Raw genomic sequence first — 23,612 nt, 5'->3', positions numbered from 1 at the left:
TGATGCGCCCGCCAGTGTGCGGGCCTCCGGTCATGGGTCGGCGCTTCTCGCGCTGTCTCTTGCGGCTGGAGCTTTCCTCGTCCGCAGCCCAATTTGCACTGGCAGGGCTCGATCAGGAGCGACCACACCCACTGCGCCGGCACAGCGCCCCCGTACTCCGTACTCCGTACTCCGTACTCAGCGCAGGTTACGGGAGTCTGCATTGACGCCTGCTCCAGGACCGCGCCTCACCCATCCAGCTCCGCCATAATCTCATCGGCAATATCGGCGTTGTGGTAGACCTCCTGCACGTCGTCCAGGTCTTCCAGCATGTCCACCAGCTTCAAGAGCTTCTCGGCGCTGTCGCGGTCCAGCTCCACGTTGGTGGCGGCGTTGTAGCTGACCTCGGAGACGCTGGTGTCGAAGCCCGCCTGATCTAGCCCTGCGCAGACGGCGCTGAATTCCTCGGGCGTGGTGATAACGTCCAGGGATTCGTCGTCGTTGACCACGACATCCTCGGCGCCGGCCTCCAGTGCGGCCTCCATGACCTTGTCCTCGTCGGTGCCCGGCTGGAAGCTGATGACGCCCTGCTTGCTGAACAGGTAGGCGACGGAGCCGTCGGTGCCCAGGTTGCCGCCGTGCTTGGTGAAGGCGTGGCGGACCTCGGCGGCGGTGCGGTTGCGGTTGTCGGTCATGCAGTCGACCATGATGGCCACGCCGCCGGGGGCGTAGCCCTCGTAGCGGATCTCTTCGTAGTCGTCGAGACCCTCCTCGCCGGCGCCGCGCTTGATGGCGCGGTCGACGGTGTCCTTGGGCATGTTGGCGCCGAAGGCCTTGTCCATAGCGAGCCGTAGGCGCGGGTTGGCGTTGGGGTCGCCGCCGCCTTCGCGCGCGGCGACCGTGACCTCGCGAATCAGCTTGGTCCAGACCTTGCCGCGCTTTTTGTCTTGCGCCGCCTTGCGGTGCTTGATGTTGGCCCATTTGCTGTGTCCGGCCATGGTGCCCTCTGCTGCTCGAGACGAAAGACGGGTGCGGGCGCTGCCGCCGCCGGTGCCAGCCGAGCACGGCTCGCGAGCCGTCGCTGCACGCCTACCCGCGGCGGCACCGCGAAAGGCGCGACAGTTTAACATCGCCCGGCGGGCCAGCCCGCGCACACAACCGCGTCCTCTAACGAATCGCGCCGGACCCGCCCGGCGCTTGATCCAGGCCGTCGGCCGGTTGACACTCACGGCACGGCCACCAAAAACACGACCGCCGAGTGCAGATTGCCCCGGAGGTGCCAATGACCGTCACCGTCAAATGCCCCACCTGCCAACGCCCGGTGCCCTGGGGGCCGGAGTCGAAGTGGCGACCGTTCTGCAGCGAGCGCTGCCGGCTCATCGACCTTGGCGACTGGCTGGACGAGAGCCATCGCATTTCGGAGCCCGCCGTCGACGATGTCGGCCGGGACTGGCTGGAAGGCGACGCGGACGAGGGCGAGCGCCGGCATTGACCCGCCCGCACCGACGCGGCAGCGCACGGGGAAGGGCTGCCGGCGACAGTCCACCCAGCTGCCCTCGCACTCCGCACTTCGCACTTCGCACTTCGCACTTCGCACTTCGCACCGCGCACTTCGCACTTCGCACTTCCAACACCACCACGAGGAGCTCATCATGACCGCACCCCCCGTCGCCGTCATCACCGGCGCCTACCGCGGACTGGGACTGGAGACCGCCCGCCAGCTCGCAGGCCAGGGCTACCGGGTCGTACTCACCAGCCGCCGCGAGGCCGAGGGCCGCGCCGCCGCCGACAAGCTAGCGGCCGACGGCGCCGACGCCCGCTTCGCGCGGCTGGACGTCACCGCCGCGGAGTCCATCCGCGAGCTGCGCGACATGCTCCAGCGCGATTACGGGCGCATCGACGCCCTGGTGAACAACGCCGGCATCTTCCCGGACCCAGGGCCCAGCCAGCCGGGCTCGAGCATCTTCGACGCGGAGCTGGAGACCATCCGCAGCGCCTTCGAGACCAACACCCTGGCGGCGCTTCGGCTCTGCCAGCAGCTCATCCCGCTGCTGGAAGGCCGCGGCTGCGTCGTCAATGTCTCCTCCGGCATGGGCCAGCTCAGCGACATGAACGGCTGCTGCCCCGGCTACCGGCTGTCCAAGACGGCGCTCAACGCCGTCACCCGCATCTTCGCCGACGAGCTCCAGGGCACTGACATCCGCATCAACTCGGTCTGCCCCGGCTGGGTGCGTACCGACATGGGCGGGCCCAATGCCGACTTGTCCATGGAAGAAGGCGCCAAGGGCATCGTCTGGGCCGCGACCCTGGCCGCGGACGGGCCGACGGGTGGGTTCTTCCGACATGGGGAGCGGATTCCCTGGTAGCCACGGCCCGCGGCGGAAGCCCTGGCTCGGGTGCCGGCAACACCGCGCTGCGGCGCCTGGCGGCTGAGGCTCAGGCGGACAAGGCCGGCTTCGTCGCCCGCCGCTGGCCCCTGCTGCTCGGCAGCCTGCCGTTGCTGGCGGCGGCCTGCCTGATGGTGGATTTCGCCGTGCTCGGCGGGACGAACACCCGTGGTCAGCCTAGATCCGATATCTGAGCCACGAAGAGTACCAAGACCACGAAGGGGCTCGGCAGGATACGCAAGCTCGCGCGCTCACGCCCCGGGTGCGCGAGATCCCTGCGAGGCTTACCTTCAACCTAGAAACGGCAGTTGACCGCTTCGTAGCAGCTACAAGTGTTTGCGCAATTTGAGAATTCGCACCGATTTCAGGGCCACCTCCCGGGTGAGGGCCGCTACGACCCCCATGGCACGCCCCGCGCGGCGCCCAGCTGCGTTACAACTCGTTGGAATAGGTCGGCTATTCCGCCTCGTTGTGCCTTGCTGGACGCCACGCGGGACGTACCCTGGGGGCCGTTCAACTACCGTTTCTAGGTTCAAGCGCCTGTCTTGCTTCGTATTCTTGTTCGTGAGCTTTCGTGTGCTTCGTGGTTGACTGTTCTCTTTACGATCAAGCCCCCGGCGCGCGAAGCCGCCGACATCCGGCACGGATGTCAGCGGCTTATGATCCGCGCAACCGAGAAGTTGCCCGCGCCTGGTTCGGCGGGCTGGGTTGGGCGGGCTGGGTCGGACGGGCGAGGTCAGGCGGGCTGGGACATATCCAGGCCGAGCTTCGAGTAGGCGATCTTCATGACCATGAACACGCTGTAGCCCACCACCAGCACGAGGAGGCCGAAGAGGTCTACCACGGAGAGGTAGAGCTTGAGATCGGAGAGGAAATACCCGCCCACCAGCAGCAGGGAGGCAAAAGCGCCGTACATCGCATAGAACGGCAGCATCGTGGTGCCCACGGACGCGAGCGCCGGGTCGATCTTTTGCTCATGGCCGGATGCAGCGGCACGCTCGCGGGCAGCGAGGACTTTCTTGCGGTGATTGATGGCCGCGTAGATATACCAGACACCGATGATCAGACAAACGGCTCCGAGGTAGTAGCGCATTGGTCAGCCTCCAGTACGCGTCGCGGAGAGCATGTCGCCGCCGAGCCGCTCCATGGACTGGCCCATCGTCTGAGCCGTGCGGTCACGCTCCTCCAGGGTTTCGAATAGGTCCAACAACCAGACCACTTTCTGGCCGATCCGCGGGCGGCCCGTGGCATCGCGGCCCGGCAGGGCGGGCGCCGCCGCAACGGCATCGATCAGGAAACGGTTCTCGTCCAAGGGCTCCGCGTCGCAGTCTCCGCCCGGGAAGGGTGTCGCGGCAATGGCCTGGCTCAACAAAGCCATCTTGCGCGCACGCGGCACCACGGCCCGTTGTGACACGGAATCGAAGCCGTTGCGGGCCACCTCGTGACCGATTTCGGCATAGAGCAGGCGGGCGGCGTAGATGCCCGGACGGCAGCCGACGGGGAGCCTGGCGATGCCCGTTTCGGCACGCTGGTACAGGGTCTCGGCGAGCGCCAGCACGCGCTCGACCACCTCACCGAGCGCCGGCGTGAAGCGCGGCTTGGCGAGGAATTCGTCGGGGTCGATCCCCGCATCGCGCAGCCAATCGAGCGGCAGATAGATGCGTCCATTGCGGGCGTCCTCGCCCACATCGCGGCAGATGTTGGTGAGCTGCATGGCGCTGCCGAGGTCGCAGGCGCGTGCGAGCACCGTCGGTGCCCGCACGCCCATCAACGCCGTCATCATGGCACCCACGGCAGCGGCGACCCGGGCGGAGTAGTCGAGCACACCGGAGATGGTGTCGTAGCTACGGCCCTCGGCGTCCCATGCGAAGCCGTCCAGCAGGGCCTCCGGCAGCTCGCGGGGCATGTGAAACCGCCTGACGGCACCGGCGAAGGCGCGGTCCACGGGATGCGGCTCCGGCCGTCCGGCGTAGATGCGGCCCAGGCGCGCGTGCAGCTCGGCAAGCGCCGCTGCCTGGTCGTCGCGGCATTCGTCGATAGCGTCGTCGGCGATCCGGCAAAAGGCATACAGCGCTGATGCCGGCTGACGCACCGACTTGGGCAGGAAGAAGGACGCGGCATGGAACGACTTGGAGCCGTTGCTCAACAACGCCCGGCAGGCGGCCAGGTCCGCCGGGTCCGCGAAACAGCGCTCAGTTTGCGAAAACAGTAGCATCGGGCACCACCTTGTCGAGTACGCGGGCGGTGGAGATGACCCCGGGGACGCCGGCGCCGGGGTGGGTCCCGGCGCCAACGAAGTAGAGGTGCTCCACTTCCTCGCTCTTGTTGTGCGGACGCAGCCAGGCGCTCTGCCAGAGCACGGGCTCCAGGCTGAATCCGGCGCCTTTGTACGACAGCAGGCGCTCATGGAAATCGATGGGGGTCGACACCAGCGACGTGACCAAGTTGTCCTTGAGCCCCGGCAGCACGGTGCGGTCAAGATAGTCTTCGATGGCCTGGCGGTAGGGCTCGGCGCGCTCGGCCCAGTCGGTGTCGCCGTCCAAGTGCGGCACGGGTGCCAACACGTAGAAGGCATCGCAGCCCTCGGGGGCGATGCTGGGGTCGGTCGCCGTCGGCCGATGCAGGTACAGGCTGAAGTCGTCCGCCAGGCTCTTCTTGTGGAAGATGTCGCGGAGTAGGCCCTGGTAGCGCGGGCCGAGCAGGATGCTGTGATGCGGCAGGTCCGGGTATTGGCGCTTGGTACCGAAGTACCACACGAACAGACCGTTGGAGTAGCGCGACGCGTCGAGCCGCCAGTTCGGCCACTTGCGGCGCTTGACGCTCGGCAGCAGATGCTTGTGGGTCCAGGCGAAGTCCGAGTTGGCGACGACGATGTCCGCGGCGATCACCTCGCCGTTTTTGAGCTTGACCCCTGTCGCCTTGCGGTTCTGGGTGGTGATCTCGGCGACCTCGGCATTGCAGCGGATCGTGCTGCCCTGGCCCTCGATCAGGCTCACCAGTCCATCGACGATGGCCCCGGTACCGCCGATGGCGGAGTGGACGCCCCAGTGGCGCTCCAGATAGGAGATCAGCGCATAGATGGAGCTGACGGAGAAGGGGTTGCCGCCGATCAGCAGCGGGTGAAAGGACAGCGCCGTGCGCAGCCGCTCGTCCTTGACGTACTTGGACACCAGGCCGTAGACGCTGCGGTAGCTCTGCAGCTTCATCATCTTCGGCACGATGCGCGCCATGTCCGTCCACTTCGTGAAGGGTACATGGCCTAGCTCGACGAAGCCCACCTGAAAGATCTTGCGGCTCTCTTCCAGGTATTGCTCGTAGCCCGCGACATCCGCCGGCGACAACCGGGCCACCTGCTCGCGCATGGCTGCCTCGTCGGCGTTGGTATCGAAGGTGGTGCCGTCGTCGAAGCGGATCCGATAGAAGGGGTCCATCGGGCGCAAATCGATGTCGTCCGCGAAGCGCCGCCCGGCCATCTCCCATAGCTCCTCCAGCAGGAAGGGCGCGGTGATGATGGTGGGGCCCGCGTCGAACTTGAAGCCGTCGCGCTCGTGCACGTAGGCGCGCCCGCCCGGCTTGTCTAGCTTCTCCAGCACTGTGACCCGATAGCCGCGGGAGGCGAGCCGGACGGCTGCCGCAAGCCCGCCGAAGCCGCTGCCGATGACGACGGCATGTGCCTGACCGCCGGCAGCGGTCTGGGCCGCCGCGGTCAAATCGGAGGGAGCGCGCGGGGGTGCCGTCGTCACGTGTCAACCTAGCCTGATGTCAAGAATGTTTGACAGTATAGCAACGTCCGCGGACGCTGCACCATAGGTTGCAGCAGGCGAAGGCGGCCGCGGTTGTGCGGGGTCAACGCGACGCCGATCAGGCACCCCCGCCCGCCTTGGGCTGCGCGCCGGGCGCGGCCCTCAGGTCACGCCGGGCGTCATCGCCCACTCGGCTGCCGCAGCCGCGAGTGCGCTTACTCGGGACTCTCTCCAAGCGTCTGGTAGTACTGCTTGATGTCCTCGCCGATGGTTGCGGTGATCTGGTAGAAGACCTCGTGTGGGATACGCACCGGCTGGTCATCGACCCGGTCGGTCTGGGCGCAGGTCTCGGCGATCAGCCGATACAGATAATTCAGCACGAAGCGCGGCTGGCGCAGCTTGTCGAGTGCGCCCAATATCTCCCGGGTCGGCATCACCTCGTCGAACAGGTTCGCAAGCGGATATGGCTGACTTGCATCGGTGCGGCAGATGCGCAGCCGGTCTGACATCATGTCGTAGAGCTGCTTGTCGCCCCAGCGGAAGGGATAAATGATCTTCTGCTTGTCAAAGCGGGCTTCATTCGCCTTATCGGAGCCCGCCCTGCGAACCACTTCGTAGAGCTGCCGTGGCAGCAGCATCTTGAAGCTCAGATTCGGGTGCAGCTGCAGGATGCGGTTATTCCACAGCGGCCAGACGAAGGCCTCCATGCGTTCGCGGTCGCCATTGATCAGCGAAGGCTCATCGATCTTGTCCATCACCACCACGATCTGCTGATAGCCGAGGCTCAGCACGACATCTATGAACTTGGTGACGAACAAACGCCGCACGTCCTCGTTATCGCGCCAGCCGCGGCGCTTGATGTCCTGGTTCTGCAAATAACCGAGCGGAACCCGGCGCAGCGCCCGCTTAATATATTTGGAATTGCGCGTGCGCACCACGATCTCCCGGGCCGCAGCGCGGGCGACCCCGGCGTAGAAGGATTGGCGCACCAGCGGGACGATGCCGAGCGTCAACAGACCGACGACATTCGCCTTGAGGCCGCTTCCCACGGCCCCGAAGATGCTGCGCGGTAGGAGTCGATCGCCGAGGTCATCCATGATGCGGCTGTAGCGGTCCGGCGGCCCACTGAGATAGAAGGCCATCAGCATCATCAGGTCATGTCGCTGATGGGTTTCCAGCTGTGCCAGTGAAATGTCGCCGGCGTCGAGCTCGTCCAGCAGCGCCTCCATGCCGCAGATGAGGATGGCGTCGAGATGCTGCGCAAGACCGAAATCCTTGAGCGTAATGGGCGTCTCGCGCTTGCGATCCTGATCGCCCCGGCGCTTGAAGGCATCCAGAAAACTGTTGAAGTCGTCGTACTTGATCAGCAGGATGCCCCCGGCGTGCTCGCGATTGAAGTGCGCGATGTTCTTCTCGAGCGCAAGGCGCAGGGCAGACTTGCCGCTGCCTTTGACACCGAAGATCATCGACGTGCCGCGGCCCGGCGGCTCGCCGAAAAACTTGTCCCAAGCCTGATGGTTGAAGGTGTAGCCCGACTCATTGACGAGATCTTCGAACACCTTGTCGTTCTGCGCCTCCTCCTCGATGAAAGGATTACGCTGAAGGCCGTGCGATTTCAGGAATTGCGACATCGTAATGGACATGGAAAGAATACCTGTTCGACGTCCAGGGCGGTCGCGGTCGTGTGGCGAACGCAGCACGGCTCGCTCGACACGGCACGGCCCGCGGCTGTTACGCAAGCGCGCCTACCGCCAACGGACGGGCTCTGGACGGTCCTGTTCTGGCTGAACGGTCACGCAAGCGCGCGCACCACCGACGGCTGCCGGCAGTGCGGCGGGGGAATTGTCAGAGTTTTGCCGAATGCTCCACGATAACGAAAGCCATCACGGCGAAGGAGCCGATCAACACCAGCGCTCGCGGCAGCAGCGATCGGCTTGCGAAGCCATGCAGCTTCCGCTTCAGCTCGCAGATAAAGCCTCCTTCGCGGGCTTCGCGCATCTGACAAACTCGCAGGGCAAAGCGCGCCAACAGTCGCCGGGCCAGCTCGAAGGCAGCGTGCAGGAAAACAACAAGTGCGACGATAAAGACCAGACCCCAAACCCAGTTTTCTAGGTGTAACATCATACGCTCGAAGCCTTGAGAGGTGAGGTTGCGGGCGGGACTAAACCCTGAATGTTTTGCGGCTATCGTGCCACAGCGTCGGGAGACTGTCTTGCCGAGCACGCGCAGCGCAGCGGTGCACGCGACTCCAGCGCGGCCTGTGGCAGATCAATGATACGCGTCGCTCCGACACGAGGTGGGAGCCGTCCGTCGACGCCGCGCCGGGGCAGTGCTTGCGGCACCCACCAGCATGGCGGTCGGGCCGCCGGCACCCCGGCCCGCACACGCTCGGGCGCTTCGGATTCGCCGGACGATGCCCGTGGGCGCGACGCCCAGCCGCCCCGCGGGCGCCGCTCGGGGGCTGCGCTCAAGAAGCCCGCCACTGAATCTCTGCCAAAGGCACCTCCCAAACCTCGCTGTGCAGGCTCGCGGCGTATTGGGGCTCGGTTTGGCTGTGGTCGCGGCGGAGCATAGCGACGATGCGGATGGCCTCGATACACTCAGCATGGGGCAGCCATTGGCCGGCGGCGCGTTTGGACAGGCGGGCGACCGCCTGACCGTCGGCCGTGGTGAGGATTAGGCCGCCGGCGCCGTTATGCGCTGGCGGTGTCTCGGTGCTGCGGCCCCCGTCAGGCCGCTGGGACGCCGACGCTCCCAGCCGGCGCCAGGCGAGGTAGTCGCCGGCCTGCAGCCCCGCGAGGTGGCGGTGAATCGGGGCGTCCGGAGGTTGACGGCCGGCGTAGCCCAGGTCCAGGTCCGCAGGGGTAAGCTGAGCGTAGCGGCGGGCCGTGATCGCCGCCGGTGGCGGCTCTAGAATCGGCGCTTCGCGCAGCAGCCAGTCGCCGGCGACAGCCTGCCCCTGGCTAGCAGCCGCGTGCAGCAGCGGCAGGTGCGGGTGCCCGCCGCCGGCGATCTCCAACAGCGTCAGTGTTTCCCGGGCGCGGGTCATGCCGACATAGAAGCTGCGGCGCTCGTCTTCGGCTGGCTCGTCTGCGCGCGGCGCTGCCGACCGAGTGTCGCGGGCAGCGCGGGTGCGCGCGCCATGGGCCCAGCCACCATCGGCTATGAGCACATGCGGAAATTCCAGCCCCTTGGCGGCATGCAGAGTGGCGAGCAGCACCCCGTCGCCGATGCGACGCTCCCGGCGCTGCTCGGTGAGGCTCTCCCAGCAGAATTCGGCGATATCGGCAGCGGGGACCGCGGGGCCGTCGGTGTCCGGGGCTGTGCCACACGGCCCCGCGGCAGCCTCGGCATACCTGTCGACAGCACTCTCTCCCCCCGCAGCCCCCAGCTCTGCACGCCAATCGGCGATCAGATCCCTCAGCAGATCGCGCCAAGGGCCCCGCCGTGACGGCAGCAGCTCGTCAAGCTGCGCCGGTGTCAGCGGCGCCTGACCGTGGTCCTTCAGCGCGGCCAGGAAGGCGTGGATCTCACGGATGCGATGCAAACCCGGCAGGTCGGCGCCGAGGCGCACCGGAATGCCCATGTGCTCGCAGAGCGCGCGCACGCGTGCGAGTACCGCGTGCCGTCGGGCGAGGATGGCAAAGTCCCGCCAGCTGCCGCCGCCGAGGCGGTGCAACGCCTGCATGCGGGCGACGATGGCCGCCGCCTGCCGGCCCGCATCCGACACCTGCTGCACCAGCACCCGGCCGCGGGCGTGGCGGTCCAGCTCGGCCCAGCGCCCGCCGGCGGGCGCCCGCGCCCGGCCGCGGTCGATGCGGATGGGCTGATCCGCCTTCATGCGCTCGCGGTTGTGGACGATGAGCGCGTTGGCGGCTTGGATGATGTGCGCACTGCTGCGGTAGTTCTCCACCAGGTAGTGCAGCTCGGCGTCGTAGTCCTGGTGGAAACGGCGGATATATTCGACGCTGGCGCCGCGGAAGGCGTAGATGTTCTGGTCGTCGTCGCCCACTGCGAGCAGGGTGAGGCGGGCATCGTCGCCGTCCTGCTGCAGCGCACGGCCGGCGATGGCGCTCACCAGACGGTATTGCGTGGCGTCGATGTCCTGGTACTCGTCCACCAGGATGTGGCGATAGCCGGCGAGCAGGCGCTCGCGGGCGGTGTCGGGCGCCATGCCCGGCAGGTCTCTCTGACCTTCCAGCAGGGCGACGGCCTCTTCCAACACCCCTTCGAAATCCGGCGTCATGTCGGCGCCGTCAGCCGCGCGCTCCGCGTACGAATGTCCCGTCAAGCGCATGGCAAAGCCGTGGTAGGTCTGCACCGTCACCCGCCGCCCGTCGTCCCCCACGAGCTCGCCGAGCCGCCGCCGCAGCTCCAGCGCCGCGGACCGGTTGAAGCAGAGCACCAGGATGCGGTGCGCCGGCACCCGCAGCACCCGCAGCAGGTAGGCGCAGCGGTGCACGATGACCCGGGTCTTGCCGGCGCCGGGGCCCGCCAGCACCAGGCGGTTGCCGTCCGCCGGGGCGGCGACGATCTCCGTCTGCGCCGGGCTGCGCAGGGCATCCACAATGCGCGCGAAGGACTCGGCGGTGGTGGCGCGGGAGAGCATCTCGCGCTGGTCGCCAAAGAAGCGGCGCACGAAGGCCTCCTTGCCCAGGGAGAAATAGCCAGCCACCAGCCCCAGCGCCCGGCGGACCTGCTCGGCGCCGAGGCGGGCGTAGCGGTCCATGACATGGATCTGGAACACCCGCTCGCCGTAGTGCTGCGCCAGCGGTTGGTACTGGGCCTTGCTGTAGCGCCGGCGCTTGGCCTCCGGCAGCACCCGCACGGTCATGGCGGCGCGGAACACGGCGAGGCCGCTGTGCAGGATGACGGCGCCGTGCTCGTGCAGGAACATGAGCCCGCGGTCCACGGCGGCGAGCGGATCGCGCACCTCGCCGGCGAGCACCAGGTCGTCCGCGATGGCCCGGGTCAGCTCGTCGGTGCCGAAGCGCAGCAGCAGGTCGGCGCCCGCCGGGGCATCCGCGGGCAGCTTGGCGAGCAGGGTGTCGAGCATCAGCTGGGCCACGGCGCGGCGGCGCTCGGCGGTGCGGGCGAGCGTCGGCCAGTCTCGGTGCAGTCGCACCCGATAGTGGTCGCGGTCGAGCTGGCGCAGATCCAGGCTGCCGCGGGCGCCGGCCAGGCCGCGGCCGTCCAGCGCCAGGCCCTTGAGCAGCGCGCGCAGGGTCTCCGGGTTGCTGTCGGCGTGGCCCGCGTCCAGCAGGTGCTGATTGAGCCGCCGCAGGGACAGGTGCAGCCAGGCGTCGGGGTCCGTGTCCGGCTGCTGCTCGCGCAGCGCCTCCAGCATGGCCCGCTCCAGGGCGACGACGCGTGCCAGGATAGACCGGGAGCTGTCGCGCACCTTGTGCCGGACGAAGGCGCTCAGCTGCGGCCCCTCGTCCACCAGCCCGGCCCGCGCCATGTCGTGCAGGGTGCGCAGCACGCGCTGCGCCGCGCTCTGGCCGCGATCCCAGTCGGCCCCGGGCTGCTGCCTGCAGGCGGGCAGCAGCGCCAGATCGTCGGCGGTGAAGCTCTCGTCCGGCTCCGCGTTCAGCAGCACCTCCAGGATGGCGAGCCAGCGCGCCTTTTGGGCGTTGGAGAGGCGCAGGCCGGCGATCTTGCGCTCCGCCGCCGCCAGGTCCGTCACCGCCGGGCGGCCCTGGAAGACGCCGGTGCGGTTCTCGTCCCGCTGCACCAGCCCGGCGCGCTCCAGCCAGGAGATGGCGATGCGCACGCGGGTGTCCGCGTCGCGCGCCTCGGGGTCGAAGCCGAGGCGCAGCTCCTCGTCGCGCAGCAGCTCGCCGGCGGTCACCACCACATCGCCGTCGCGATTGCGCTTGGCGCGGCGCAGTCCGCGCAGGATTTCGGCGATATCCCGATGGGTGAGCTCCGACATGGCCTCCATGCCGAACTGGGCCTCGATATCCTGCTGGTCGTAGAGCAGCACGCAGAGCGCAGGCTGGCGGTCGCGCCCGGCGCGGCCGGCTTCCTGGATGTAGTTCTCCAGCGACGCCGGGATATCCGCATGGATGACCAGGCGCACGTCCTCCTTGTCCACGCCCATGCCGAAGGCGTTGGTGGCGCAGATCACCGTCAGCTCCCCGGCCACGAAGGCGTCCTGGATGCGCTTCTTTTGCGGTGCCTCGATGCCCGCATGAAAGGCCTCCGCCGCCCAGCCTTCGCGCTGCAGGCGCTCGGCCAGCGCCTCGGTGCGCCGGCGGCGGGATGCGTAGACGATGGCGGCGCCGCCGCTATCATGCGCTCGCTCTGTCGGCTTGCCCAGGTGCTCGGTGAGGATGGCGTGGATGCGGGCGTCCTTCTCGTGCTTGCCGGCGAGCTGCACCTCGAAGGCCAGGTTGTCCCGCTCCACACCGCCTTCGAACAGGGTGAGCGTCAGGCCCAGCTCGTCGCGGAAATGGGCCAGGATCTCGTCGGTGACGTCCTGCTTGGCGGTGGCGGTGACGCAGGTGACCGGCGGCACCGGCATCCGCTGACGCTCGGCCAGGGTGCGGATGAAGCGGCTGGCGTAGAGATAATCGGGGCGGAAGTCGTGGCCCCACTTGGATAGGCAGTGGGCCTCGTCGAACACCCAGCAGCCGATCTCCCGGCTCGCCATCATCTCCGCCACCGAGCGGTTGCGCAGCTGCTCCGGCGAGAGGTACAGGATGGCCACGTCGCCCAGGCGCACCCGCTCCATCACGTCGCCGCGCTCCGGCGGGGTCAGCAGACCGTAGAGGGCGGCGGCGTTGGTGGCGCCGGTTTTACGCACAAGGTTGTCCACTTGGTCCTTCATCAATGCCTGCAACGGCGAGATCACCACCGTCAGCGTGCCGCGGCGCGTGTAGCGCACCAGCGCCGGCAGCTGGAAACAGAGCGACTTGCCGCCGCCGGTGGGCAGGAGGGCGAGCAACGAGCGCCCAGCCATGCCGTCGGTGACCACCGCCTGCTGCAGGCTTGCGCCGTGCGGCGTCGCCGGCTCCGCACGGAAGGCGTCGAAGCCGAACCAGCGCCGCAGCTGCATGGCCGGGTCGTGGGTTTCCCGGCACCAGGCACAGTCCGGCTCGCCGCAGGGCACCTCGCGCAGGGCCGTCAGCAGGCCCGCCGTGGCCGGGAAGCGCTGGCGCACCCAGGGCGGCAGCACCGAGATGCCGCCGGCCACCGTCAGCCAGGCAGCGGCGTAGGCGAGCACCGGGCGCAGCTTGATGTCCTTGATGTGATCCAGGATCAGCCGTGGTGCGGCCGTGGCGCAGGCGTGGCCCTGCCAACGCGCGAGCAGCGTGTCGCGCACCTGCTGCACCGTGGGCAGGGGCACCCCCATCAACCGGAACACCGCGGCGATGCCGTCGCCGCCGGTGGGGTTGTCGTCCAGCAGGGTGGCGCCCTGGAAGCAGAAGCGATAGACCGCCAGCAGGGCCGCCTCGGATGGGTCGGCTGCCAGGCGCCGGGCGAATTCTTCGCACTGCTCCCGCAGCACCTGCGCCGCCAGCCGGCAGTCCGCCACCGGGTCGGCGAGGCTGTCGCGCACCAGCTTGTAATCCTTCACCAGCCGGTGGTAAGGGTTCTGCGGGAAGGCCAGCGGCGAGAGATAGAGGGTGTCGACGATGGGCCGCCCGAGCAGCCCGAGCGCCGGTGCCAGCGCGCGCAGGGTCGGCAGGTCGTGACCCAGCAGGTTATGGCCGATGACCGTCTCGGCATCGCCGGCGAAGTCCGCCAGATCCTTAAGCGCCCGGCCCAGCTCGAACCGGCCCTCGCGGCGGAACTCGCGCTCGCCGCCGCGCGAGCCCGGAACGGCGCCGATCTTGTGGACCTCGCCCGAGGGGCCGGTCTCCAGGTCGAGCAGCAGGGCGCGCCCGAGCCAGGAGAACAGTAGGTCGTCGCCCGGTGCGCCGCCCTCGGTATGCCGGCCGTCGTCTGCCATGTCTGTGGTCGCTGCTCCCGCAGCCGGTTGCCGAGCCGACGGCCGCAATCGCGCAGTCATTGGTGCCGATTCTTGCGCCAATCCTGCCGGATTGGCCAGCGCATGATCGGCAGCGGCCCGCCCGATCAGTTGGTGGTATTGGTAGTGCATGTAGAATACGCGGATGCAATTCGCATCTTCTGCGAAGCGCTCAGCGCCGCGGACGAACAAGCTGACCAACCATAGGCGGTGGTTGCCCCGGCGCCGCATCTCAGCCAAAGCGGCGGCGAGCTCCTGCCGTCAATCGCTACCCAAGTAGCCCAAAACGCCCAATCTCAGTTCAGCCCATGGCTTCGTCGCACATCACACGCTCTCTGTCCGCCCTTTGCCTGTCCGCAGCGCTAGGTCTGACCAGCGCCGCCGCTGGCGCAGACATCGCCCCCATCGACATCGACATGCCGCTGCACAAGGTGTCGGACCATGTCTACTACGTGCGCGGCGTGCCCGGCATCGCCACCGACAACAAGGGCTTCATCTCCAACGCCGCGGCCATCATCACCGACGACGGCATCGCCGTGGTGGACGCCCTCGGCTCGCCATCGCTTGCCAAGCGCTTCATCGACGAGCTCCGCAAGGTGTCCGATGCGCCCATCAAGACCGTCCTCGTCACCCACTATCACGCGGATCACATCTACGGGCTGCAGGTGTTTGAAGACCTCGGCGCCAAGATCATTGCCCCCGGCGGCTTCCAGGACTACCTGGACGCGCCGGCCGCAGAGGAGCGCCTGGAGGAGCGGCGCTTCTCCCTCGACCCCTGGGTCAACGAGGACACGAGGCTGGTGAGCCCGGACGTGGTGATCACTGAGCAGACGGAGATCGGCCTGGGCGATGTGACCCTCGATATCCGCTACCTGGGCCCGGCGCATTCCGACGGCGACCTCGCCGTGCTGGTGCGCCCGGACAATGTGCTCATCTCCGGCGACATCATCTTCGAGGGCCGGGTGCCCTTCACCGGCAGCGCGGACACCGGCCACTGGCTGGCCGTGCTGGAGTCCCTGGACGACACCGGTATCGAGGCGCTGATCCCGGGCCACGGCCCCGCGGCCAGCGAGCCCGCGGCGGCCGTCTCCCGCACGCTCGACTATCTCAAGTACACCCGCGAGCAGATGGCTGCGGCGGTGGACGAGATGATCCCCTTCGCCGAGGCCTACGAGGCCGCGGACTGGTCGCGATTCCAGAAGCTGCCGGCCTTCGATGCCGCGCACCGGCGCAACGCCTACGGCATCTATCTGTCGCTGGAGCAGGAGATGCTGGGGCAGTGATGCCGGGCGAGTCGGCCCCAGCCGGGCGACCGCTCAGTCTCCGTAGTGGCTGCGCGCACGCAGAACCAGCACCAGCAGCTCGTCATCGTGGCTGGCGTAGACGATGCGGTCCTGATAGGTGAGCCGCAATGACCAGTAGCCTTTGAGTGGACCCACGAGCTGCTTGCCTGAGTGGGGATCGACGGCGAGGCGGTTGCGCAGGATGTCCTTCAGCTTGTCCCTAACCTTGGGGGTGAGCTTTTGGACATCCTTCTCCGCCTGCCGCGTGAACCGGATGCGGTAACGTTTGGATCCCTCCGGCACGCTCCGCTCCTTACTGCGGCTCGCCGAAGACCTCTTCGAAGGATCGGGTGTCGTCGGCCTCGGCTTCCGCCTGCGCTCTGGACATGCCGCTTCGGAAACCCGGGTCGGACAGCAATTCCAGTGTCGCCATCAGCCCCTCGTACTCGGCCTCGGACATGAGCACGGCATCGCCCTGGCGATGGCGGATGTGCATGACTTCGTAGCGCTCGTTGACGCGCTTGATCAGGTCGAAAAAGCCCTTGCGGGCGTCGGTGGCGGTGATGGCGCTCATGGCAGGGGGTGAAGCTCGACAGTGTACATGTTCTGGTACGGAAGGTTAGACCTCAATGCCGTTGCTGTCCAGGTCGCGCAGTCTCGGCTCAGCCGCCGAGCCAGCCCCGCACCGTCGGCCACAGCAGCAGCAGGCCCGTGACCGCCAACGATGCTGCAAGGATTAATGTCAGATCGTCGTTGGCTCGAAAGCAGCTCGATGCCGAGCTGCCCGGGTGTTGACCGCCCGGGTCAGAACAGCGACCGCAGGTCCAGCTCGAGACCTGGCAGGCCAGCGATGCCCACGCACGAGAGGTGCTGCACCCGGAACCGGGTGGTGTAGGCGCCGTCCTCGGGGTGGCGATGGACATCCAGATGCCGGCCCGTGATGTCCACCAGCCAAACCTCGGGCACGGCGAAGCGGGCATAGAGGGGCAGTTTGCGGTCGCGGTCGTGGGCCAGGCTGCTGTCCGCGACCTCGATGACGACGAGGATGTCCGCAGGCCCTGGGTGGGCCTGCTCGTAGAAGTCCTCCCGCCAGCGCAGCAGGGCAAGATCCGGTTGCGGGGCGGAGAAATCGCCAAGCACCACGGGGTCTTGGGCGGAGACGATGGCCGCATCGCCCACCACGCGGGAGAACAGCCGAATGCAGCGCTTGACCCGGCTGGCGTGGGCGGGGCCGATGGGCGGCATGTCGAACAACTCCCCGTCGATGAGCTCGATCCGCGCCTCGGGATCCAGCACGCCGGTCTCGGCCATGCGGAAGTATTCACGCACGGATATCCGGTGGCGCTCAGGCAATTGGAGGGCGACGCTGGACATGGCGGTGAGATCGATGCTCGATTCCGAGCAGCATAGCCGAAGCGGGACGGGGTGGAAAACCAGCGGAGCCTCGCCCAGAGAGCCCGGGCGCCAACGGCCAGATCACATGGCCCATGAAGACGGGGTCAACCGCACCGACGCGGTTCCAGAAGATGCCGTTGGCGGCGAGCGTCATGGACGTTGCGTAGAGCTGGTCGTAGCTCAGCGTCGAGCCGACGCCGATGAAGCCCACCGCCAGCTTGTGGCTCGCCAGGGCATTGATGAACGCCAGCCCGGTGAACAGCAGCACCGGCAGCAGGATCAGCCCCGCCCCGCCGCCCGAGCGGCCGGAGAAGAAGCAGGCCGCGAAGCTCGCGGGGACGTGGGAGCGGCATCCCTGCCGCGACACTGACCGCTGTTGTCGCAATCGCGGCGGGGACGCCGCTCCCACCTCGTGACCATCGCAATCGCGGCGGGGACGCCGCTCCCGCGCTGCCGCGCTCAGAACCTGACGCGCACGCGGTAGGTCAGCACCGTCTCGCCCTCGGCGGGCACGGTGAGCTTCCAGAGCGCGGTGTTGGCGTTGCCCACCTGGTGTGGGGCGCTCTCCTCCAGCATCTTCCAGTCGCCGGGGATGCGCTCCTGCACGGTGACCGGCTGCGGCTCGGGCTTGGCGTTGCGAATGCGGATCTCGTAGGCGCTGTCGAACTCGTACTGCCAGGGCCCGGTGCCGGAGCGCTTGTCGAACGCGGTCTGCTTGCGCTCGGCGGTGACGTCGAAGGACTCGCCGAGCTTCAGGCGCACAGTCTCGTTCTTCGGCGTGTGGTCGATGCGGTCCTCGCCGACGAACTGCGCGTTGCCCGTCGCGTCGCGCTTGTAGATGCGCACGGTGCCCGCCGGCAGCGGCATGCCGAGGTTCGAGGCCTCGTCGTTGGTCAGCTTCAGGAAAACACTGACCTCCATCTCTTCGGTCAGCTGACCGCGGGCGCCGCGGTAGCTGCCGGGGTTGCCGCGGACCAAGAGCTCCTTGCCGACGGCCACACCGGGGGCATCCAGCAGCGACACCTGCTTGGTCTGGTTGTCGGCGATTGTGGTGGGGCGCTCGAGGGTGTAGAGGTGATACTCGAACAGGCTCTCCTCGGTCATTTGCGGGGCCGCGGCGGCGCGCGGCATGGCTTCCATCATGCGCATGTCCGCCTGCGGCTCGTCGGCGATGTTCACCTCGCCGGCAACGAGCTGGAGCTTGGCGCTCGGGTAGGCGGTGCCGCTTTGGTTAGTAAGGGTGACCCAGCCGGTGAGGTCCACAGTGGTCTCGTCCGGGGCCAGCTCGCCGACATAGTCCGCCTCCCAGCTCAGGCCGCCGCTTAAATAGGACAGCTCCAGCTCGCGCTCGCCGGCGGCGGCATTGTCCAGCGCCAGCACCAGGGTCGGGCGATCGCGCAGGTTGGGCGGGATGTCGCGGTAGACGATGCGTCCGGGGAGCCCCCCGTCGCGGCTCGCCTCGATGCGCTGCTCGGCACCGCTGCCGATGCGCAGCACGACACCGTCGCTGGCGGCGAGCACGGTGGCGGTTTCTTCGGTCTCCTCGCCGGTGGTCGGGTGGGTGCGCACCACGCCCACCTCGCGGCCGACGTACTTCTCCAAGAGCTTGTCCGGTGTCAGCAGGTCGAAGTCGAAGTTCTGCTCCAGCACCGTCACACCCGCGGCACCGGCGCTGTCGCGCAGCAGGGCCGTCTCGGGGCGGATGCGCGCGCTCACGTCCCGATAAGCCAGATCCACACGGCCGGCAGGCAGGGTTAGCCGGCGGCGGTCCTTGATGAGCGCCAGATCCTGGTTGTAAATGGTCACGGCGACGGCGGTTTGCTCCGCCAGGGTGCTGGTTTGCTCGGGCACCCCGGCGGCGAGCCCGGCACCAGGGTCGCCGGCATCCGTGCCGCCGGGCTCGGACTGAGCTGTGCCGGCCATGGCACCTGGGGGATACACGGAGGGCTGGGCCGGGGGCTCTTGGGGCGGTTGGGCCATGGTCTTCTCCGTGCCGATGAGGGTCAGGGCCGCGAGCAGCGCAGCGCGGATGCCGATGGGCTTGTGCATGTGTCACCTGTCGGTGGGCGCCGGACCCTAATAGAGCCAGCGAAAAACATCAGGGCGCACAGTGTAAACCCTCGGTTTGCGCAAGTTGCCGAGCGTTGTACATCCCGCCGCGCAAACCGGGCGCCGCTGAGCGCTGCGGCCCCAAGTCCCTTGCCGTCGCGCCGGCCGACAGGGCGTGCGTATGGGCGGCTCGTCGCCGCCTGGGAGTCCGCGCCCCCGAGTGGCGAGCGCATGGTGCGCGCGGGCGGATCTCGGTCATTCCTGCGCGCCGCCATGGACCCTGACTTCACAGCCGGATGCCTGCTCCGTGGGGCGGCGGAGATCGATGATGCGCAGAACCGGATTGCTGAACGCGAAGGAGCGGAAACGCGGCCTGATCTCCACGCATTCGAATCCGGAGAACAGGCGGGCGTAGCGGCCGGCCTTCGCGTACACCGCCGGCGGCTGATCTGGCATGCCAAGCCCGGCGAGATAGCGCCCGTACATGAAGCTGCTGGCGACATAGAAGCCGTGCTCGCTGCGGTAGGCATCGGGTGCCACCGCCGAGATGTCGCGCACGGTGCCCGGCCCGGGGCGGGTGTACCACTCGAAGACATAGGCGCCCGGATTGTTCTCGACGTACGCCTGCACCGCTTCCCGCGTGTCCCGATCCAGGGCGTAGAGCAGATTGAGGGTCACGTATCCCGGGTACGCCAAGAGCATCAGTGCGCCGACACCCAGAATCAGTTTCTTGCGCTCCGGCTGACCGGCGGCGATGCGCGAGAGCAGCTTCACGAAGAAGTAGATCAGGCCCGGCACCACCGGTATCACGTAGCGCTGAAAATCCGGGAACGGCTTGGTGGGGGAGAGCTCGACCACGAAGTAGGCCGTGGCAATGAACAACAGCAGGATACGCTCCGCCGTGTCGAGCCGACGCAAGTTGAGGGCCGCCCACAGCGATGCCGCCACGGCGGCGAGGGCCAGCGGCAGTGTCATGCCGGGAATCAGGCTGTTCGCGAGGTGGAAGCTGAACAGGTGCGCCATCGGGCTGATGCGCAGATCATGACCGCTCAGCGCATGCTCGCCCTCGAAGAAGAAGCCTTTCAGGAAGCTCGCCGGGTCCCAGAGCAGTGGGTAGTTCACGATCAGGAACAGCACGGCCGCGGCTGCGGCGGCCTGCAGGCCCAGCCTGACGTACGCCCGAGCCGGCCTCGGCGCCACCAGGACCAGCGCCAGCACATACACGAACGCGAGGATCAGAGACTTGTAGTGTGACGACAAGGCCAGACCCGTGGCCACGCCGAGCAGCAGGGCCGTGCGCCGCGTCGGCTCCGCAAGAAAGCGTGCCAGCGCCAGCAGGGAGAGATAGCAGAAGAGAGTGAGGAGCAGGTCTTCTTTGAAGTAATGGGCGTGGATGACGATGATGGGCGATAGCGCAACGCCCGCGGCGACCGCAAACCCCGCCGCTATCCCGAGACGTGGCCGGGCAAGCAGATACATGAGCAGCACCAGGCCCGACGCCGCCGCGGCGGAGACCGAGCGCCCGATCCGCGTGATGGCCTGTCGATCCTCGGCCTGCACGAGCGCGTTGACCAGTCGGCTCGCCTGCAGCAACAGCAACGGATGCTTGAAGTCTTGGACGAGCTCCGCCGTGAAGCGGGCTTTGTTGGACTCGTCGCTGTGGTAGTGCCGGGAGAAGTCGTTGTTCGTGACGAAGAGCGCTGCCGCACCCAGCACCAGCGCCAAGACGCCGAGCCACTCGACCATGCGCCTGCGGGTAGCGGGCGCAGGCTGCATCGTGCCGTTGCTGCTGGCGGCCTCTCGGGTCTCGGCCAAGGTCTGGGACTCCTGAGCATGAGTGTTGCGCGGCGGCCCGCTGCCCTGGCCCGCATCGAGGTCGATTATCCCGCAGGGCCAAGCGCAATGCCCCGGCAGTGCGCGACACAGCCCATAGGGAGCCGGTGAGGAAGAGCCAGCCACTGCCGGCGCGTCGTTGACCCAGGTCTCGGGCGTACCTGGGTCGCGTCGGCGCACCTGCCTATAATCGCGGCTTTTGCCGGAGCGCCAGTGCCCAAGCTCACCGCTGCCATCGCCAAGGTGGGCAGCACCACCCTGCTGTCGCGCGTGCTCGGGTTCGTGCGGGACCTGCTGATCGCGCGGCTGTTCGGGGCGGATGCGGCCACGGACGCCTTTTTCGTCGCCTTCAAAGTGCCGAATCTGCTGCGGCGGCTGTTTGCGGAGGGCGCCTTCGCGGCGGCGCTGGTGCCCGTGCTGCAGCGGTACCGGGAAGCGCGCTCGGCGGCGGACCTAAAGGACTTCGTGGATCGCGCCGCGGGCAGCCTGGCACTGCTGCTGTTCGTGGTGACCGCGCTTGGCGTGTTGGCAGCGCCGCTGCTGGTGCTGGCCTTTGCGCCGGGCTTTGCCGCGGAGCCCGAGACTCATGTCCTGTCCGCGGCCATGCTGCGGCTGACGCTGCCCTATCTCTTTTTCATTGGCCTCACCGCCTTTGCCGGCGGCGTCCTGAACACCCACGAGCGCTTCGGCGTCCCTGCCTTCACGCCGGTGCTGCTGAACCTGGTGCTCATCGCCTGCGCACTATGGCTGGCGCCCAGACTCGACCAGCCGGTGATGGCGCTTGCCTGGGGCGTGCTCCTGGCGGGGTTGGTGCAGCTGGCCTTCCAACTGCCGTTTCTGGCTCGGCTCGGGCTGCTGCCGCGGCCGCGGCTCGGCTTGCGCCACCCTGGCGTGCAGCGCATCGGGCGGCTCATGGGACCGGCGCTGTTCGGGGTGTCGGTGGCCCAGGTGGCGCTGCTCATCGACACCCTGCTGGCGTCGCTGCTGGTCACCGGCAGCATCTCCTGGCTCTACTACTCGGACCGGTTGGTAGAGTTTCCGCTCGGCATTCTCGGCGCGGCGCTGGGCACGGTGATCCTGCCGCAGCTGTCGCGCTCCGCCGGGGTGCGGGCCGAATCCGGTGCCGGCGGAGCCTTCTCGCGCACCCTGGACTGGGCCCTGCGCTGGGTGCTGCTGTTGGGGGTGCCGGCGAGCATCGGCCTGATGCTGCTGGCGGGCCCGGTGCTGGCGACGCTGTTTCTCTCCGGCAGCTTCGGTGCCGAGGATGTGACCATGGCCCGGCAGAGCCTGGTGGCCTACTCGGCCGGGCTGACTGGCTTCATGGCGGTGAAGGCCCTGGTGCCCGGCTACTACGGCCGCCAGGACGTGCGCACGCCGATGCGCATCGCCCTGCTGGCGATGGTCGTCAATCTGCTGCTGAGCCTGGCACTGATGATCCCCTTTGGCCATGGCGGCCTGGCGGCGGCGACATCCCTTGCGGCGCTGCTCAACGGCGGGCTCCTGCTGGCTGGGCTGAACCGCGCCGGTGTCTATCGGCCCCTACCGGGCTGGCGCTTGCTGCTGCTGCGGGCGCTCGCGGCGAATCTGGCCATGGCGCTGCTGCTCTGGTGGCTCGCGGGGCCAACCGCCGACTGGCTGGAGACGGCTACTGCCGAGCGGGTGCTCCGACTCGCCGGCGTCATCGGCGCCGCCGCGCTGGTCTACGGTGGCGCACTCTTGGCGCTGGGCCTGCGCCCGCACCACTTCCGCGAGCCGCCGCAGCATGCGGAGGGCGACGGCGCCGAATAACACGCCCAAGGCGGTCTATAATCCGCCGCTCACTCCCATAGACCGCAGCCCGAGCAACCGAGCGCGATGAGATTGATCCGGGGCCTGCACAACCTGCGCGAGCAAGACCGCGGGTGTGTCGCCACCATCGGCAACTTCGACGGCGTGCATCTTGGTCACCGCACCGTGTTCAGGCGCCTGCTCCAGCGCGGGCAGGAACTGGGCCTGCCGGCGACGGTGATCACCTTCGAGCCGCAGCCCATGGAATATTTTCAGCCGGACGCCGCACCGGCGCGACTCACCCGCCTGCGGGAGAAGCTCGCCGCCATCGAGGCCGATGGCATCCAGCGTGTGATGCTGCTGGAGTTTGGGCCCAGGCTCGCGGCCATGCCGGCGGACGCCTTCATCGACCGGCTGTTGGTGCGCGGGCTCGGTGTACGCTTCCTACTGGTGGGGGACGATTTCCGCTTCGGGCGCAACCGCGGCGGCGACTTTCAGCTGCTCCAGGCCGCCGGTGCGCAGCGCGGCTTCGAGGTGGAGAACCTCCACACCATCACCCAAGGCGAAGAGCGCATCAGCAGCACCCGGGTACGCGAGGCCCTGGCCCGCGGCGAGCTGGCGCAGGCCCGCCACCTGCTGGGCCGCCATTACGCCATGCGCGGGCGCGTGGCCCACGGAGACAAGCGCGGGCGCAGCATCGGCTTTCCAACGGCGAATCTGCCGCTGCACCGGCGGGTCAGTCCGGTCGCCGGCGTCTATGCCGTGGCGGTGCGGGAGCTGGACGGCGGGCGGCTCCCGGTCCAGCGGCCGGCGGACTGGGCCGAGCGCTGGCCGAGCCTCTGGCCAGGCGTGGCCAACGTCGGGCGCCGGCCGACGCTGAACGGGCAGGACGTGCGCCTGGAGGTGCACCTTCTCGACTTCGACGGCGATCTCTACGGCGCCCACCTGGAAGTGGAGTTTCGCCTGCGACTGCGCGGCGAGCAGCGCTTCGAGTCCTTCGAGGCGCTGAAGACGCAGATCGGCCGCGACGCCGCCGCGGCCCGTGCCTACCTCGGCGTCGGCTAGTGCAGCCGCATGAAAGTCCTGAGACCGTTTCGAGGTATGTTCGTTATCATTCTGATCTCGTGAATTTTCGATGATCAGAGGTTTGTTGCCATGCCCCGCTGCGCTGCGGCTTCCGTGCCTGTTTCGGACCAGGAGC

Annotated in this window: 18 protein-coding genes; 5 read left to right on the top strand and 13 right to left on the bottom strand. The window is 68.1% G+C overall.

What is annotated here, in order from left to right; genetic code table 11:
• Positions 1-227 precede the first annotated feature (227 nt).
• Positions 228-977, bottom strand: a complete 750-nt coding sequence (locus CKO31_RS14710) for a YebC/PmpR family DNA-binding transcriptional regulator (RefSeq protein ID WP_200238884.1) — start codon at positions 975-977, stop codon at positions 228-230.
• A 284-nt stretch (positions 978-1,261) separates the two neighbouring features.
• On the opposite strand from CKO31_RS14710, the gene CKO31_RS14705 reads away from it, so the two are divergent.
• A complete protein-coding gene (locus CKO31_RS14705; protein WP_200238882.1) occupies positions 1,262-1,471 on the top strand; it encodes a DNA gyrase inhibitor YacG in 210 nt (69 codons plus the stop codon).
• Positions 1,472-1,631: 160 nt separating this feature from the next.
• Positions 1,632-2,345 carry an SDR family oxidoreductase gene (locus CKO31_RS14700; protein ID WP_200238880.1) on the top strand — a complete coding sequence of 238 codons (714 nt, stop codon included), beginning with the start codon at positions 1,632-1,634 and terminating at the stop codon, positions 2,343-2,345.
• Positions 2,346-3,102: 757 nt separating this feature from the next.
• Here CKO31_RS14700 and CKO31_RS14695 read toward each other — a convergent pair.
• From CKO31_RS14695 to CKO31_RS14670, 6 genes are all read right to left on the bottom strand, one after another.
• Positions 3,103-3,459 carry a hypothetical protein gene (locus CKO31_RS14695; RefSeq protein WP_200238877.1) on the bottom strand — a complete coding sequence of 119 codons (357 nt, stop codon included), beginning with the start codon at positions 3,457-3,459 and terminating at the stop codon, positions 3,103-3,105.
• 3 nt (positions 3,460-3,462) lie between these two features.
• Positions 3,463-4,581 carry a phytoene/squalene synthase family protein gene (locus CKO31_RS14690; protein WP_200238875.1) on the bottom strand — a complete coding sequence of 373 codons (1,119 nt, stop codon included), beginning with the start codon at positions 4,579-4,581 and terminating at the stop codon, positions 3,463-3,465.
• Complete coding sequence (locus CKO31_RS14685; protein ID WP_200238873.1) at positions 4,559-6,076, bottom strand: phytoene desaturase; 1,518 nt, start codon at positions 6,074-6,076, stop codon at positions 4,559-4,561. Before CKO31_RS14685 ends, CKO31_RS14690 begins: the two co-directional genes overlap by 23 nt.
• Before the next feature lie 248 nt (positions 6,077-6,324).
• Positions 6,325-7,740 carry a hypothetical protein gene (locus CKO31_RS14680; protein ID WP_200238871.1) on the bottom strand — a complete coding sequence of 472 codons (1,416 nt, stop codon included), beginning with the start codon at positions 7,738-7,740 and terminating at the stop codon, positions 6,325-6,327.
• Between the two features lie 214 nt (positions 7,741-7,954).
• Complete coding sequence (locus tag CKO31_RS14675) at positions 7,955-8,332, bottom strand: hypothetical protein (protein WP_200238869.1); 378 nt, start codon at positions 8,330-8,332, stop codon at positions 7,955-7,957.
• 244 nt (positions 8,333-8,576) lie between these two features.
• Positions 8,577-14,066, bottom strand: coding sequence for a RecQ family ATP-dependent DNA helicase (locus CKO31_RS14670; RefSeq protein WP_200238867.1), 5,490 nt, complete (start codon positions 14,064-14,066; stop codon positions 8,577-8,579).
• Positions 14,067-14,392: 326 nt separating this feature from the next.
• Between CKO31_RS14670 and CKO31_RS14665 the strand changes: the two genes are divergently transcribed.
• Positions 14,393-15,367 (top strand): MBL fold metallo-hydrolase, encoded by a 975-nt coding sequence (locus tag CKO31_RS14665; RefSeq protein ID WP_200238865.1) that lies wholly within the window; start codon positions 14,393-14,395, stop codon positions 15,365-15,367.
• Between the two features lie 33 nt (positions 15,368-15,400).
• Here CKO31_RS14665 and CKO31_RS14660 read toward each other — a convergent pair whose 3' ends face one another.
• From CKO31_RS14660 to CKO31_RS14635, 6 genes are all read right to left on the bottom strand, one after another.
• Positions 15,401-15,670 (bottom strand): type II toxin-antitoxin system RelE family toxin, encoded by a 270-nt coding sequence (locus tag CKO31_RS14660; protein WP_322789150.1) that lies wholly within the window; start codon positions 15,668-15,670, stop codon positions 15,401-15,403.
• Positions 15,671-15,680: 10 nt separating this feature from the next.
• Positions 15,681-15,941, bottom strand: a complete 261-nt coding sequence (locus tag CKO31_RS14655) for a type II toxin-antitoxin system Phd/YefM family antitoxin (RefSeq protein ID WP_200238863.1) — start codon at positions 15,939-15,941, stop codon at positions 15,681-15,683.
• 230 nt (positions 15,942-16,171) lie between these two features.
• Entirely contained in the window at positions 16,172-16,741 is a 570-nt protein-coding gene (locus CKO31_RS14650) for a Uma2 family endonuclease (RefSeq protein WP_200238861.1), read from the bottom strand.
• A complete protein-coding gene (locus tag CKO31_RS14645; RefSeq protein WP_200238858.1) occupies positions 16,713-17,129 on the bottom strand; it encodes a hypothetical protein in 417 nt (138 codons plus the stop codon). Before CKO31_RS14645 ends, CKO31_RS14650 begins: the two co-directional genes overlap by 29 nt.
• 92 nt (positions 17,130-17,221) lie before the next feature.
• Entirely contained in the window at positions 17,222-18,811 is a 1,590-nt protein-coding gene (locus tag CKO31_RS14640) for a DUF4139 domain-containing protein (protein WP_242475392.1), read from the bottom strand.
• A gap of 255 nt (positions 18,812-19,066) precedes the next feature.
• On the bottom strand, positions 19,067-20,626 hold the full coding sequence (locus CKO31_RS14635) for an ArnT family glycosyltransferase (protein ID WP_200238857.1): 1,560 nt from the start codon (positions 20,624-20,626) through the stop codon (positions 19,067-19,069).
• Between the two features lie 231 nt (positions 20,627-20,857).
• On the opposite strand from CKO31_RS14635, the gene murJ reads away from it, so the two are divergent.
• Both murJ and ribF read left to right on the top strand, forming a co-directional pair.
• Positions 20,858-22,432, top strand: coding sequence for a murein biosynthesis integral membrane protein MurJ (murJ, locus tag CKO31_RS14630; RefSeq protein ID WP_200238855.1), 1,575 nt, complete (start codon positions 20,858-20,860; stop codon positions 22,430-22,432).
• 66 nt (positions 22,433-22,498) lie between these two features.
• Positions 22,499-23,476 (top strand): bifunctional riboflavin kinase/FAD synthetase, encoded by a 978-nt coding sequence (gene ribF, locus CKO31_RS14625; RefSeq protein WP_200238853.1) that lies wholly within the window; start codon positions 22,499-22,501, stop codon positions 23,474-23,476.
• The last annotated feature ends 136 nt before the right edge of the window (positions 23,477-23,612 follow it).

It is taken from the genome of Thiohalocapsa halophila (genome assembly GCF_016583825.1).
Taxonomy (GTDB): domain Bacteria; phylum Pseudomonadota; class Gammaproteobacteria; order Chromatiales; family Chromatiaceae; genus Thiohalocapsa; species Thiohalocapsa halophila.
Note: the sequence above shows the minus strand (reverse complement) of the source record. Positions and strands in the feature narration are given on the sequence as shown.